The organism is Kaistella rhinocerotis (genome assembly GCF_030243905.1).
GTDB classification, from domain to species: domain Bacteria; phylum Bacteroidota; class Bacteroidia; order Flavobacteriales; family Weeksellaceae; genus Kaistella; species Kaistella rhinocerotis.
Map to the genome: position 1 here is coordinate 890,970 of NZ_JASSYY010000002.1, position 13,431 is coordinate 904,400.

General features: G+C 42.9%; 14 protein-coding genes and 1 tRNA gene. 8 read left to right on the plus strand and 7 right to left on the minus strand.

What is annotated here, in order from left to right; genetic code table 11:
* Positions 1-43: 43 nt before the first annotated feature.
* Both dtd and QEP06_RS09390 read right to left on the minus strand, forming a co-directional pair.
* Positions 44-493 carry a D-aminoacyl-tRNA deacylase gene (gene dtd, locus QEP06_RS09385; protein ID WP_285270018.1) on the minus strand — a complete coding sequence of 150 codons (450 nt, stop codon included), beginning with the start codon at positions 491-493 and terminating at the stop codon, positions 44-46.
* Positions 494-500: 7 nt separating this feature from the next.
* Positions 501-947: a hypothetical protein gene (locus QEP06_RS09390; RefSeq protein WP_285270019.1), complete on the minus strand. Its 447-nt coding sequence runs from the start codon at positions 945-947 to the stop codon at positions 501-503.
* A gap of 99 nt (positions 948-1,046) precedes the next feature.
* Here QEP06_RS09390 and greA point away from each other — a divergent pair, with 99 nt between their 5' ends.
* The 7 genes from greA (at position 1,047) to QEP06_RS09425 (ending at position 6,985) form a co-directional block, all read left to right on the plus strand.
* Positions 1,047-1,517: a transcription elongation factor GreA gene (gene greA, locus QEP06_RS09395; protein ID WP_251832124.1), complete on the plus strand. Its 471-nt coding sequence runs from the start codon at positions 1,047-1,049 to the stop codon at positions 1,515-1,517.
* 24 nt (positions 1,518-1,541) lie between these two features.
* Complete coding sequence (locus QEP06_RS09400; protein WP_285270020.1) at positions 1,542-1,931, plus strand: HIT family protein; 390 nt, start codon at positions 1,542-1,544, stop codon at positions 1,929-1,931.
* 57 nt (positions 1,932-1,988) lie between these two features.
* Positions 1,989-3,170, plus strand: a complete 1,182-nt coding sequence (clpX, locus tag QEP06_RS09405; RefSeq protein ID WP_285270021.1) for an ATP-dependent Clp protease ATP-binding subunit ClpX — start codon at positions 1,989-1,991, stop codon at positions 3,168-3,170.
* Between the two features lie 88 nt (positions 3,171-3,258).
* Positions 3,259-5,235, plus strand: coding sequence for a T9SS type A sorting domain-containing protein (locus QEP06_RS09410; protein ID WP_285270022.1), 1,977 nt, complete (start codon positions 3,259-3,261; stop codon positions 5,233-5,235).
* 16 nt (positions 5,236-5,251) lie between these two features.
* The gene (locus tag QEP06_RS09415) at positions 5,252-5,467 is read left to right on the plus strand and encodes a signal peptidase (protein ID WP_285270023.1); all 216 of its coding nucleotides are present in this window, start codon (positions 5,252-5,254) and stop codon (positions 5,465-5,467) included.
* A gap of 62 nt (positions 5,468-5,529) precedes the next feature.
* Positions 5,530-6,807, plus strand: coding sequence for a peroxiredoxin family protein (locus tag QEP06_RS09420; RefSeq protein ID WP_285270024.1), 1,278 nt, complete (start codon positions 5,530-5,532; stop codon positions 6,805-6,807).
* 104 nt (positions 6,808-6,911) lie between these two features.
* Positions 6,912-6,985 (plus strand) — tRNA-Met (locus QEP06_RS09425).
* 506 nt (positions 6,986-7,491) lie between these two features.
* Here the strand turns inward: QEP06_RS09425 and QEP06_RS09430 are convergent.
* From QEP06_RS09430 to QEP06_RS09445, 4 genes are all read right to left on the minus strand, one after another.
* Positions 7,492-8,523, minus strand: a complete 1,032-nt coding sequence (locus tag QEP06_RS09430) for a DUF3810 domain-containing protein (RefSeq protein WP_285270025.1) — start codon at positions 8,521-8,523, stop codon at positions 7,492-7,494.
* Between the two features lie 13 nt (positions 8,524-8,536).
* Positions 8,537-9,982 (minus strand): MFS transporter, encoded by a 1,446-nt coding sequence (locus QEP06_RS09435; RefSeq protein ID WP_285270026.1) that lies wholly within the window; start codon positions 9,980-9,982, stop codon positions 8,537-8,539.
* 45 nt (positions 9,983-10,027) lie between these two features.
* Positions 10,028-10,753: a lysophospholipid acyltransferase family protein gene (locus tag QEP06_RS09440; protein WP_285270027.1), complete on the minus strand. Its 726-nt coding sequence runs from the start codon at positions 10,751-10,753 to the stop codon at positions 10,028-10,030.
* A gap of 163 nt (positions 10,754-10,916) precedes the next feature.
* Positions 10,917-11,375, minus strand: a complete 459-nt coding sequence (locus tag QEP06_RS09445; protein ID WP_285270028.1) for a GtrA family protein — start codon at positions 11,373-11,375, stop codon at positions 10,917-10,919.
* Between the two features lie 216 nt (positions 11,376-11,591).
* Between QEP06_RS09445 and QEP06_RS09450 the strand changes: the two genes are divergently transcribed.
* On the plus strand, positions 11,592-11,876 hold the full coding sequence (locus QEP06_RS09450) for a hypothetical protein (RefSeq protein ID WP_285270029.1): 285 nt from the start codon (positions 11,592-11,594) through the stop codon (positions 11,874-11,876).
* Here QEP06_RS09450 and QEP06_RS09455 read toward each other — a convergent pair.
* Complete coding sequence (locus tag QEP06_RS09455; protein ID WP_285270030.1) at positions 11,863-13,299, minus strand: peptidoglycan DD-metalloendopeptidase family protein; 1,437 nt, start codon at positions 13,297-13,299, stop codon at positions 11,863-11,865. The genes QEP06_RS09450 and QEP06_RS09455 overlap by 14 nt on opposite strands.
* Between the last annotated feature and the right edge of the window lie 132 nt (positions 13,300-13,431).

Sequence of the window (13,431 nt, forward strand, 5' to 3'; positions counted from 1 at the left end):
ATCAAATATATTTAAAATTAACTTTCGCGATGAGATTTCTGCATTAATTTTTGGTTTTAGAATCCATCACGATCGTCACCGGACCGTCGTTGAGCAGTGAAACTTTCATGTCAGCGCCGAAAATTCCGCTTTCGGTTCTAAGGCCCGATTTCGCAATTTCTGATTTAAAATATTCAAATAACGGAACCGCTTTGTCCGGTTTTGCCGCATTTATGAATGATGGGCGATTGCCTTTTTTGTAATCTGCGATCAGCGTAAACTGGCTGATACAAAGTATTTCACCTTTAATATCCTTAACGGAAAGGTTGAGTTTGCCCTCATCGTCCCCAAAAATCCTGAGGTTCAGAATTTTCTGCACGAGCCAGTCAACATCTGCAGTCGAATCATTTTCATCGATCCCTACCAGTAGTAAAAGTCCGTAACCGATTTCACCGGCAACAATTCCGTCCACCTTCACATCCGCCTGTGAAACTCTTTGAATGACCGTTTTCATTAAATATTTAATTAAAAATCGTAAGAATACCGCTTGGATCGAGGTTGTAACGATATGTTTTAGGTGAGATCTGCGCGTTTTTGATTGGTTCACCGGTGATCAGGATCCATTCGGCGCCATCTTGCGGACAAACAATGCGGATGCCGTTTTCTACCCGCAGCGTGGTGTCGTTTCCGGGGCAAAGGTGCGGTGCGTTGCGGTCATAAATTTTGAATCCGTTGGTGGTCCGCACTACGATGAGGCCACGTGTCCCGGCCTGCTGTTCGTTTACATAAATCCATCCGTTCACATTTTGTAGCTCATAATAAGCAGGAAGATTGAGGTTCAGAATCACGTTTACCGGAACATCGGGAAAGCAGCGCACAGTTTCTTCCCTTTCGCGGCAAGATGATAGGATTAGTAGGCTGAAAATGAGTGCGATTGCAGAAATAGCGGACGAAAATTTCACCGTCATTCGAAATAAATTTATATATTTGTAAAACGAATTTACACAGAAATGATTGTCCGGCAAATGTCGGATTATTTTTTTATACTCACCTTAAACACATTTATTATGGCAAGTTATGTAACCAAAGATGGTTTAGATAAAATGAAGGCAGAACTGGAGCAGCTTGAAACCGTAGAGCGCCCAAAGATTACCCAGCAGATCGCTGAGGCGCGTGATAAAGGCGACCTTTCTGAAAACGCGGAATATGATGCGGCGAAAGAAGCGCAGGGCATGCTTGAGATGAAAATTTCGAAGCTGAAAGACTTCATCGTAAATTCTAAGGTGATTGACGAAACACAACTTGATACCTCCAAAGTATCGATACTTACCACTGTTCGCTTACTAAACAGCGCTACAAAAACTGAGCAGAAATTTACACTGGTGCCTGATAACGAGAGCGACCTGAAATCTGGCAAAATCTCGGTTAACACACCGATCGCGAAAGGGCTTTTAGGTAAGACAGTGGGTGAAACAGCGGACATCGTGCTGCCGAACGGAAATAAACTTTCGTTCGAAGTGCTCGAGATTTCACTTTAATTGTTTATTTAAACAGTACCGGCCATGAGTTCAATATTTTCCAAAATTATCGCAGGTGAGATTCCATCTTATAAGATTGCCGAAGACGACCGCCATCTTGCGTTCCTGGATGCTATGCCCCTAGTTGAAGGGCACACGCTTGTCATTCCGAAGCAGGAAACCGATCTGATTTTTGATCTGGAAGCGGATGACTTTAAAGAACTTTGGGCTTTTGCACACTCGGTTGCCAACAAAATGAAGGTGGCTTATCCTGGTAAACGTATTGCTGTAGCTGTGGTGGGTTTGGAGGTGCCGCATGCGCACATTCACCTGATCCCGATCAGCTCAACAGCCGACATGAATTTTGCCAATCCGCGTCTTACTCTTTCAAAGGAGGAATACATGGAGATTCAGCAGCATATCGTCGGCGCTTAAAAATTTTTTAAGTTTTGCTTTTTAGCGGGACTACTTTATTAAACTCTACTATATTTTATGAATTCGAACCAATGTTCATTCTGTGGAAAGAAAAGAAAAGATGTACAGATCCTTATTTCCGGCAATGAAGGTTTCATATGCGAAAACTGCATTGAGCAGGCACACGCAATCATCAAAGAAAACACCGCAACAGATTCTTATTCTCCGGCGGACAGCATGGCTGAACTGAAAAAGCCAAAAGAAATAAAAGCATTTCTCGATCAATACGTCATTGGTCAGGATCAGGCTAAAAAGCAGCTTTCTATCGCTGTTTACAACCATTATAAAAGACTTCTTCACGCCAAAGACGAAAACCGCGAGATTGAGATTGAAAAATCAAACATCATCATGATTGGTGAAACCGGAACGGGAAAGACGCTTTTGGCTAAAACCATTGCGCGTGAACTGAATGTTCCGTTTTGTATTGTAGATGCCACCATTCTTACGGAAGCCGGTTATGTGGGCGAAGATGTGGAAAGCATACTTTCGCGCCTGCTGATGGTAGCGGATTATGACGTGGAAAAAGCTGAGCGGGGTATTGTATTTATTGATGAGATCGACAAAATCGCGCGCAAGTCAGACAATCCGAGTATTACACGTGATGTTTCGGGTGAAGGTGTTCAGCAGGGACTTTTGAAACTTTTAGAGGGAAGCATCGTAAATGTGCCGCCACAGGGTGGGCGCAAGCATCCTGACCAGAAGTACATCCAGGTTAACACACAGAATATCCTGTTCATCGCGGGCGGCGCTTTTGATGGGATTAAAGAGATCATCGAGCGCAGGCTAAATAAGCAGGCGATTGGTTTCAGTGCCGAAAAATTGGGCAAAACCGAGGATGAAGATTATATCTTAAGTCAGCTCAATGCGATCGATCTCCGTAAATTCGGTCTGATTCCGGAGCTTTTAGGCCGTTTCCCGATCGTTACTTATCTTGAGAAGCTTACGAAAGAAACGATGATCCGCATCATGCGCGAACCGAAGAACTCAATCATCAATCAATTTGTAGAACTTTTCAAGATGGACGGTGTGAAACTGGTTTTCACTGATGAAGCCGTGGAAGCTATTGTGGCTGAAACCATGGACAAAGGTTTGGGTGCCCGTGGCCTGCGCGGAACTACGGAAAAGGTGCTTGAAGACTTTATGTTCGATATAGAAGCACAGGATGAGATTATTCTTGATTCCGAAACGATAATCCTGTAATCTTTTCATTTATTCTGTTGTGTTTGCCTGAAAATAAATATATTTGTATTGGGTAAGGTACTCCTTGCTTAAACACAAACACAACAAGATGAAAAAAAATTTACTACTGATATCGTTTTTAACGATAAGTATTCCCGTATCAGCTCAGGTTCTGATGAACGTAAACCAGAGTGCAGTAGTTTTCGTCGGCGAAAATACACTCGTGTATAACGGCGGTGGACTGCAGACTATTGGTACAGGGCTTTTTGATGTACGGGGAAACGTGATGATCCAGGGCTCCGCTTCTGATGTATTTAAAACTTTGAATGCAGCGGGAACAGCTGCTAAATCCGATGGCGGAAACTTTATTCTCCGGTTAAACAACCCCGCGAACCATTCTTCCACTTCAAGTCCTTCCACGTATGGGCAACTGCACATTCAGGGCCTTACGCAGGGTGCAAACTTGACTGCTGTGGTTGACAAAGAGTTCCGTACGTCCAAACACGGTACGTATCAGCAGATTGCATTGCCTTTCTATAATAAAGTGATTACGTCACTGTCTGGAGCTACGAACGCAATCGGCACTTTCGGGAAAACTTTTTCAAACACCCGCTATAGCCAGGATGAAGTGCTTACCTGGAATAATGCCACTGTCGTATCTGCAAACCTTCCAGTCACTTCACTCACTCCGAAAAGTACAGCGTACTATATGTTTGGATCAAAGAATTTCGATTCCGGAAATCCTCCTGCTGCAATGCCCGCCAATGCGCCCGTTGCAAATGGAAGTGTATACACCGTAAAAGGAGTTCCGATAGCAAACGGCGTGAATGAACTTCTGAAAGATGCTGCTTTGGGTGTTAATTTCGGCGTCGGCGGTAATGCGAGAAACGTCTATAACGAAAGGTACAGCTCCTATCTGCAGGATAACTGGGATTTTTCTACCAATTTGTGGACAGGGACATTTGGCCGCAATATGTATCAGTTTGGTAACCCATATCTCACCAACCTCGATCTAGGGATGATCGGTATTGTGGAAGCAGGATCTACTACCGATAACAATGCGTTGACAGCAATTCAGGGTATCCGTTATGATCCGGGCACGGTGCAGTCAACTCCCGGTGGCGCCACCTATTCTACTGGTGCTAAATTTATCAACTTTACTTCAGGTTCGCCCGTACCGGTGGGTGATGTAGGTCTTATCATCAAGCCCATGCAGACATTTGTAATTAAAATGAGAGATAATGCAGCTGAATCTGGCGGTAACCGGACTTTGTCTTTTGATAATTTAAGGAGGTTTAAAAACACGCCGCGCACATCCGGTAATTATTCAGTAAATGCCAGATATTTAGGTGGTTCGGTAAAACAGTTGGGCGTCATTGCACTGGATGAATTTGGCGAAGAAATGTCACGGACTTATTATGCAGTGTATCCTACAGCGGTTTCAGGTCATACAACAGATGCTACCACGCAGTCTACACTTGGAAGTGACAATATTATCGGTACTTTCGAAGAGAACGCCACGACCGGTGGAATAGATCCGGCTTTTTCTAATGCATACTGGCTTTACATCAATGAAGCTAATGAAGCAAACTTTACAGGCAAAGCCGTTCCGCTCGCGCTGTACAGCACCGGAATTAAGTCCTTAAAATTTGAAATCAGAGAAAATACAGAGTTGCTTACGGACGGCACTCATGCACTCTCCACCGGTATCGGATTTTACTTCCGGGATATTAACGGTGTTGAATCTGAGATCTTTCAGAACCAAATTGTTCCCGTTACCGGTGACCAATACAGTTTATATTACGGCAAACCACAGCAGGTCCTGGGCGCCGGCGGCGCGGTGAAACCTTCACGCACCATGGTGGTCTTCAACAGGGCCGCTGATGCGTATGTAATTCGTTTTGATCCGGCATGGAAGAGAGCTACCGTAAACGTTTACGACCTGAGCGGTAAACTGGTGATTTCGGGCAAAGATGTGAGCACAACTGAAGATTTCAGGCTCGATCTTTCTAAAAACAGTTCAGGTTACATAGTGACGGCTGTTTCGGAAACCGGTGAAAAAATGAGTTCGAAAATCGTCAGATAAAACTAAAACACAAATTATGAAACTATTAAATAAAATATATTTATTCCTATTTACCGGAATAAATGCGGTGATGAACGCTGAGGTGCCTCCGGCTCCGCCGGGCGGTGGCGGCGGTGGAACAGGTCCGGGTGAACCGGCTTCTCCTATTGATCTGTATGTATATGTCTTAATTTTTATTGCCATATCCTTAATTCTGCTTTTCCAGCGTAAAATTCAACGCAAAACAGCTTGAGACAAAACTTTCGAAACCTCAAACTCACCGCTTTATCCGGTGAGTTTTTTTATATTTACGGTATGAAAAAAGTTTTTGCAATTGCAGGTCTGATGGCTGTAAGCAGCCTTTCAGCACAGTTTAAAATAAATATCGAATCCGCTGCTACTTTTACTCCAAAAGAAGTTTATCTCTATACTCTGAACGGTTCGAAGGATATGCTTTTCACCAAAGCAGTCCGCAAAGAAAATACGTGGCAAATCTCCGTTGATAAGCCATACAGCGGAATGATGAAACTGTATTTTCCTGAAGCGAATGCCTCGATCAATTTTATATCTGAAAACCGGGATGTGAAGATGAAATTCGATGCTGACAAAGGAAAGATCAGCAATATCCAGTACCTTGATCAGAGCAACGCGCTGATGAACTCACTGCAGGATGCGCAGCAAAAACGTGAATATATACTTCCGGCGCTTCATCAGATTAAAGAATACTATCCGCCGTCGTCGAATTTCCGGAAAGCCCTGGAGACAGAGATTGCACAGCTTTCTATAAGTGCGCAAAGTATGGCGACCAATCCGTTTGTGAGCTATTACCAGACGAATTATGCAAAATTTGTAGACAAGAAAAATGCTTCTTCACTGACGCATAGTGAGATTATAAATTTCCTCTCAAATACAAATGATCTCCTCGAAACATCATCGCTTCTGCGACCTGTTTTGATCTCATATTTAAATGTAAATCCGGGTGCAGATCTGAGTGCGGACGTGGATAAATTGCTAAAAGCCGTAAATACCGAAACACCGCGCGGGCAGACCGTTTTGTCTGAACTAATTGAGATTTTCGACATTTATGAAATGAAAGATCTGAAGGACAAATATCTTACAGAAGCCAAAAACCTGAAGTGTACGATCAATGAACGGTTGTCTAAAACCATCGCTACCAATGTGAATACAGAAGTCGGCGCTCAGTTTTCAAATTATGTCTTCAATCAAGCCACCAATACCACGGCAAAATCTGTTTATGATGTAAAAGCCGACCGGAAAGTTATTGTATTCTGGGCATCCACATGTTCTCATTGCGAGGCCGATTTACCGAAACTGATCGAGAAATATAATGCGATGAAAGCGAAGAAAATCGAAATTATTGCCTTTTCGCTTGATAATGACAGAGACGCATACAATAATAAAGTGAAAAGTCTTCCCTGGATTAATGATACTGAACTCAAAGGCTGGTACAGCACTGTAGCAGAAAAATATAATGTTCACGCCACGCCTACATACTTCGTGCTCGACGCTTCAAATAAAATTATCGCGAAGCCGAGCCATGCGGCAGATGTCATCAGTTATTTAAGTCTATAATTTGTTTGCTGAGTTCCAAATTATTTTTATCTTTGCACCACTTTAATCGGCGAGGCAGTTTGATATGGTTTTAAAACAGGAAAACTCTTCACGAAAAAGCTTTTGGCGAGGTAGCTCAGTTGGTTAGAGCGCAGGATTCATAACCCTGAGGTCACGGGTTCAATTCCCGTCTTCGCTACACTTTAAAGCCCAACATTTGTTGGGCTTTTTTGTTTTTTAGTTTGAACTTGTAAAAATATTTTGAAAAAGTGGTTGCGCCTCAGTTCGTTAAATACAAAACAGAATACTTCGTTTTAATGAAGACATTTTTAATGTGAACTTGCTTGAAAAGTCAAAATTCACCGTAAAAGCCGTACTCAAATAAAATTTTTTTCAGAATTTTTAAATATTTTGAAATTTTATTAATCCGTACAATAATAATTTGCTGCTGAATATTTCCTATTTATAACCGAAATTCAATATAATCTGTTAAATGTTTGTTTAAAAAATTTAAAGAAAAAGCGTTTTCCCTAAACTCGTGATTTTAATTATTTTCCCTGGCTCAGAGTAAATTATTTGTTCATGTCAGACTTTTATTATACTTTTACACCGTCTTAATAAGGCTGTAAAGTTTTATTCAAGGCTAAATTTTTTTTCATCATTTGTGTTTTGAGTCGCATCGTAAGGTGCGATTCTTTTTTTTACCTATTCGGCACTTTCGTAACGGATAAGTAAATCTACAAAGTAAGAATACGTCACGCTTCCGTCCTGCTGATTGCTTTTAAGAAATAAATCATTAGTGATTCCAAAAAACACGTCGAGCTTACCTTTATGTTTGTTCCTGAAATTGATTTCGGCCTGTCTGTCACGCTTCATTTCCGCTGAGTATTGAGACAATACACTGTCTACAAATGGTTTGTGCTCCTCTAAAAGTGAATTTAGCAATGCCTTTAGCACCGCATATTCGGTGCAGTAGCGTAGTGCTGCATTTTCAGAATTTCGGCCCATCAGGTAACCGATGAAATTGGCTTCCTGCTCACGTGCAAAACCCAGCTGGTGTGCGCTTTCGTGCGCAAGGGTAAACGGAATGTAGCTCGCGGGTAGCTGATCATTGTACTGCGCTTCTGCAGTGAATGGATTGTAATAACCTAATATTCCGGAATAACTGACGATGCCGCGATATAAACTGGGTTTGAAGGCATCGATTTTGGTCGCAGTCTTGGTTTTAAACTCCGCAGGCAACTCCTCCTGACGGTTTAAGATTTCTAACTTAATCAAGCTGATCGGCTTGAATGTAAACACTCCGCGTTCATCTTCATCCACAAGTTTTCGGGTTTCACGGCATTTTTCAAGATACAGGAGAGCCAGAGTTTTGGTTCGGTCCACAGTGATTTCGCGCTTCGGCAATTTTTCCGAAAGTGGCGCCTGAAAATACAGCATTCCCCACGAAAGTTGGTAAATGAAATAAAACAGATTAATGAAAATTAATAGTTGAACAAACGCTTTTCTCCGCGTAGCTTTATTGATAATCTTAATTAAAAGCAGCAGTAAGAACACACCTACTATAATATAAAAAACATCTCCGAGCGAAAACGGTATGTAAGAGGCAAGTTTTTGATGAGCCACTTTCTTGTACTCGAACAGCGCGGCGGCCGCGTCCACAAAAAATTTTGTCCCGGAGAGGATATAGAACAAAACAAATTGGGCAAGTAATAAACCTGCCCAAAATCTTTTCATTATAAATATTTTCTTAGTGTCCACCTTTGTTGTTGAGTTGGTTCAGGTCAATGCCCTGAGTTTTCAGTATTCCGCTTACACGAATCGCGTAGAATACCAGATAAGCGAAACATAGTACGCCAATGATATAGCTGAAGTGAATATTCGTCATATCGGCCAACATACCTTGCAGCCATGAAACGATACCACCACCCATAATCATCATGATCAGGAAGCTGGAGCCCTGATTGGTGTGCTTGCCGAGACCGTTGATCGCAAGTGCAAAAATACACGGCCAAAGCGTTGAGCAGAACAGACCTACACTTGTAAAAGCATATACGGAAACCATTCCTGTTGTGGCCATACCGATGAGTAGCGCGAGGATGCCCAGCGACGAGAAAATAAGCAGCATTCTGGCGGGGTTGCCTTTACTCATGATATCTGCGAAGATCATTACCAAAATAATAAGCCCGTAGATATAAAATGGACTTAAATCATGCTTCGCGATGGCATTTACCGCGAGAAACACTCCAAAAGCCAGGTAAGGAGCCAGGAAAGTCAGGATTTTCTTTGCACCGGCAGTTACATCAAATGCTTCTACAGCGCCTCCCCATCGGCCAATCATAAGTGATGCCCAGTAAAGCGAAATGTATGGAGCAATATCTTTGGTTTCAAAACCGAGGTCATTCTCCATGTACGCAGGAAGGTTACTCGCCGTTGCTACTTCCACGCCTACATAGACGAAAATGGCAATCATACCAAGTACAAGCTGCGGATATTGGAAAGCCGAAGTTCTGTGATGCCCATCGGGCGAATCATCTGTATCTTCTTTTACCACGTTTGTAATCTTCGGTAACTTGGAGAATTTAATCAGAATTGCTACGAGAATAAACGCGATTCCCAACCCTAAATACGGAAGTTTTACGCTTTCAATACTCGCTTCGGTATTGGCTGCGCTTGCAGACCCGAAAATTGCGAAAGACACAATGAGTGGACCCACAGTTGTACCGAAATTATTGATTCCGCCGGCGAGCGTCAAGCGCTGAGAGCCCGTTTCTTTCGGTCCCAAAGCAATTGCAAGCGGGTTCGCCACGATTTGAAGTAATGAAAAACCAAGTCCGATTACAAAAAGTCCGCTGATCATCAGGATAAATGAACTGTTATTTGCTGCCGGAATGAAAAACAACGTACCAACCACCGAAATCAATAAGCCGTAGATGAGACCGTTCTTATACCCAATTTTATTCACCAAATCTCCGCGGAGGCTTTTTGAGATGAACAGGTAAATCAGTGAACCCACGGTGTACGCAATGTAGAACGCTACTGAAACTAGCTGACTTTGGCCTTGTGTAAGATTAAAGGCTTTTTTGAAAACAGGGATCAAAATATCATTGCTCGCGGCTACAAAGCCCCAGAAGAAAAAGACGGTTACCAATGGGATAAATTGCGCCCAATTGGTCTTTACGGTATTTGTACTCATGTTTTGTTAATGATTTCTTAAAAACAAATATAACCAATAAATATTTCAATTAGAGTTCAGCAGAACTTTTTTTATTTGTGCATAAGCCTCGTCTTTCAGTCCGTTTACGCCCATTTCAGGTGCAAGGATATCATTGAAAAATATCTTTATCCTGCCGGGTCGGCCTTTGGATGCATCAAACGGAAAAAATTCCTTCAGTCCTACAAACGTATACACAAGTAAAGGCGAATGATGCTTGTTCGCCAGCACAAAAGCGCCGTCTTTAAATTTGTCTAAAACCACGCTTGCGTCGTCGGAGACACCACCTTCAGGGAAAATCACGATGCTCTGTCCCTCTTCCATCCGTTCGCTGCAGCGGCGGTAAACCTCTGCGCGGCTTCGGGCAGATTTGCGGTCCACCATCACGCAGATCCGTTTATAAATAGTACCAAAAACAGGAATTTTCACAAGCTCCTTCTTGCCAACATAGCAAAGCGGATGGTGCGGCATCAGGATACACGGCAGCATCACATCCATGATGGACGTGTGATTTGCGATGAAGACATACTGCGTCTTTGGGTCAATTTTTTTTTCGGTGAGAGCCGTGAGCGTATAGCGGAAACCCATGCCGTAGAACATACCGAAACACCAGATCCTGATCATTTTATAAGCGTACGGGTAATGTTCTTTCCTTATAGAGAGAAGCAAAACCGGAATTCCGAGCGTGAGCGTTAGCACAGCACCAAGCAAAATCATCCAGCCACGCCACAAATAATTTAAAATCACTGTCATTAATAAACGTTTTTAGGAGCAACAGGCCATTTTAATCTTTTGCAGAGCATACCCGTTTTCACTACTCGCTTCCCGCAGGCAAGCTGCGGGAGAGCTCAAACAGGCCGTTCAACCGGGGCTAAAACTTCTGTCATTTATATTTCCGGCCGCACACGTTCTGCATTTATCCGTTAAAGATAATATTCTTTTTTACGGTATAGTTCAGTACAGACACAAGAAGGATCGCTGAGACTTTACTTAGGATCTCGCGGCTGAATACGAAGATGCCCGCATCGATATGTTCGAGGTAAAAGAAGCGGAAGAAAATCTGGAAACATGCCAAACTGACGAATGTAGAAAGCACAGATATGCCCATAAAATAGGCGAATTCACGCTTTTTCGAGTGCTTGCCGCGTTGAAATACAAACCAGATGCTGAGGAAATAGTTGGTGAAAATACCCACGCCTGTTGAAAAAATATTACTCAGCGGGAAGTGAATTCCGTAAAAATTATATTCGCCCGGAAATATTTGCGGTAAAAACACACTGAACATTTTGAAGGAGCCGATTTCTGCGGCAGCACTCAGCGCGCCGGCCAGAATAAAAAATGCAATTTGTTTTTGCTTAATCAAAAGCTCCCTCATAGATAAGTAAGTTGGCCGCAAATTTATAACTATATGTTAAACATTTAGAAATTCCTGTTAAAAATTTTTTTGATGGGCATATTATCTATACATTTATTTCTCGCAAATTTTAGATGCACAATCCTTTATAAACCAGGGTTTTATAAACACAAAAACCGTATAGAATCTTTAGCCGTATGCCTACTGTTGTATAATCTCCCCAAAAAAATGTCTTCAATGAAACCAAAACGCCGTTACAGAAAATTTGATCCGCAAAAAGCACAGATTGAAGCATTGGAACAAAAAAGTGATCGTTTTCGCAGAATCTTTTCAGAATATGAACTGATTAGCGAAGAACTTTGGCACCTGCAAACCTGTGAGACCACAAACGTCCCTGATGATTTCTTAGACGCGGTTACCGTTCAAACGCAATACCTCGAAGACGAAATCGGCACCTGGCTTATCGCCCCCGAAAATACTGCGTCTGCTTCCCAAACCGGCCCGCCTGCTATTTCTTCGTAAATTTCAGCAGCTTCACGCGCTGATCTTTTACAGATATTTTCAGATAATAGTTCCCGGCCTGAAGCACACTGACATTCAGTTTCCCTGTTTTGGTATCTGCGGCCAAACCTCTAATCAACCGCCCCGTCGAATCCAGAATTTCGATTTTATCTCCTTCAGTGAAGTTCTTAATGGTGAGTACATCCCTTACCGGATTTGGATAAATCATCAGTTCATCCAGATTGTGTTCATTGCTTCCCAATGGGGTCCGTACACCGAAAGCAGTGGTGTAGCTGTTCCCGCCAAAATTTGCCTGAATATTATATATGCCGGTTTCCCAGCTGGATGTGATGTTGAAAGTCCAGTAGGCCCAGGCAGTGGCATAAAATACACCCCAATCCTGAGTCCAGGTGTAATTTGATACGATATTCCCTGATGGTCCGGTAATTTTAATCGCCGTTACATCTCCGGGTTTGATGTCACGGTAATACAGCTTCAGCACCATCGGGTCTCCCGTGTCAAAATTGGTCTTTTCATAAGTGTTTTCTACCACCGGACAGGCAGTGTCATTGGTGCTTACGGAGTGTGTGGAAATCCTGTTAATTCGCGGAACATAATACGGTTCCTGCTGCTGCCACCACGATTCTGCATTCATCGCGTTGCAGTTTCCCTGATACGGATCTATCACATTGCTTTCGGGATCGCGTATCTCAAAATGCAGATGCGGAATAGTGCTGCTGCCTGAGCTGCCGGCTAAACCCAGAAATTCACCGGCGGTCACCGTGTCACCTACTTCCTTGGCAGTCGCTGAATTTTTTTTAAAATGCATATAGATGGCAAAAGTGCCGTCTGCATGTTCTACTACGATACCGTTCCAGTTTGGGTTTCCATTGTTGGTACAGTTCAGATCTGCGAAACTGTTTCGCTTTTCCACGATGATTCCCGGTGCTGCAGCTACAATTTCCATCACGTTTTCCTGCATACGTTTCCAGGGATACGGCCAGAGGATGTAGTCGGTTCCCGCATGGTTGCCGTTGCCCCAGTCGTAAGTTCGCGTGCCGCAATTGTAGTCGAGCAGGTTGTTGTTCGGCGTCAGGTTGTGGTCAACCTGGTAATTCAGGGTATGATAGCCGTAATCATTAAAGCCTGCCTTTGGGCGAAACGGATTCTGGAAGAGAGTAAGTTTCCTGATTTTCGAAAAAGCCTGCGCATCTTTAGCCACAATCCGTTTCCTGTTCTGCTGAATTTGATATTTCAGTTGCATAAGCTGCGCGTCGTTCAAACATTCACTCTTTGCGACTTTTACGCCGGTGAAACGGCTCTCATACGGACGCAGGGAATTTTCTGCGGTAAATTGATTAGCAATTGGATAGCTCTCCTCACTGGCCTGTGCGAAAAGCGCCACAGGCAGAAACAGACTGAAAAGTAAATTTTGCGTTTTCATCACTTGTGTTTTTTTTAGTACTTAAAATTAATAATTAATCATCGGTAAATTAAGTAGTTAGCATCTAAAACAGATCTTTAAAGTATATTTTGGGTGTATTGGCCAGCGAGATCTCATAGTTTTCTACGGCGT

Bases quoted from the DNA above. Each gene is read 5' to 3' on its own strand.
- dtd (WP_285270018.1), bottom strand. From the start codon at position 493: ATGAAAACGGTCATTCAAAGAGTTTCACAGGCGGATGTGAAGGTGGAC.
- clpX (WP_285270021.1), top strand. From the start codon at position 1,989: ATGAATTCGAACCAATGTTCATTCTGTGGAAAGAAAAGAAAAGATGTA.
- QEP06_RS09410 (WP_285270022.1), top strand. From the start codon at position 3,259: ATGAAAAAAAATTTACTACTGATATCGTTTTTAACGATAAGTATTCCC.
- QEP06_RS09400 (WP_285270020.1), top strand. From the start codon at position 1,542: ATGAGTTCAATATTTTCCAAAATTATCGCAGGTGAGATTCCATCTTAT.
- QEP06_RS09430 (WP_285270025.1), bottom strand. From the start codon at position 8,523: ATGAAAAGATTTTGGGCAGGTTTATTACTTGCCCAATTTGTTTTGTTC.
- QEP06_RS09455 (WP_285270030.1), bottom strand. From the start codon at position 13,299: ATGAAAACGCAAAATTTACTTTTCAGTCTGTTTCTGCCTGTGGCGCTT.
- QEP06_RS09450 (WP_285270029.1), top strand. From the start codon at position 11,592: ATGAAACCAAAACGCCGTTACAGAAAATTTGATCCGCAAAAAGCACAG.
- QEP06_RS09445 (WP_285270028.1), bottom strand. From the start codon at position 11,375: ATGAGGGAGCTTTTGATTAAGCAAAAACAAATTGCATTTTTTATTCTG.
- QEP06_RS09435 (WP_285270026.1), bottom strand. From the start codon at position 9,982: ATGAGTACAAATACCGTAAAGACCAATTGGGCGCAATTTATCCCATTG.
- QEP06_RS09415 (WP_285270023.1), top strand. From the start codon at position 5,252: ATGAAACTATTAAATAAAATATATTTATTCCTATTTACCGGAATAAAT.
- QEP06_RS09440 (WP_285270027.1), bottom strand. From the start codon at position 10,753: ATGACAGTGATTTTAAATTATTTGTGGCGTGGCTGGATGATTTTGCTT.
- QEP06_RS09420 (WP_285270024.1), top strand. From the start codon at position 5,530: ATGAAAAAAGTTTTTGCAATTGCAGGTCTGATGGCTGTAAGCAGCCTT.
- QEP06_RS09390 (WP_285270019.1), bottom strand. From the start codon at position 947: ATGACGGTGAAATTTTCGTCCGCTATTTCTGCAATCGCACTCATTTTC.
- greA (WP_251832124.1), top strand. From the start codon at position 1,047: ATGGCAAGTTATGTAACCAAAGATGGTTTAGATAAAATGAAGGCAGAA.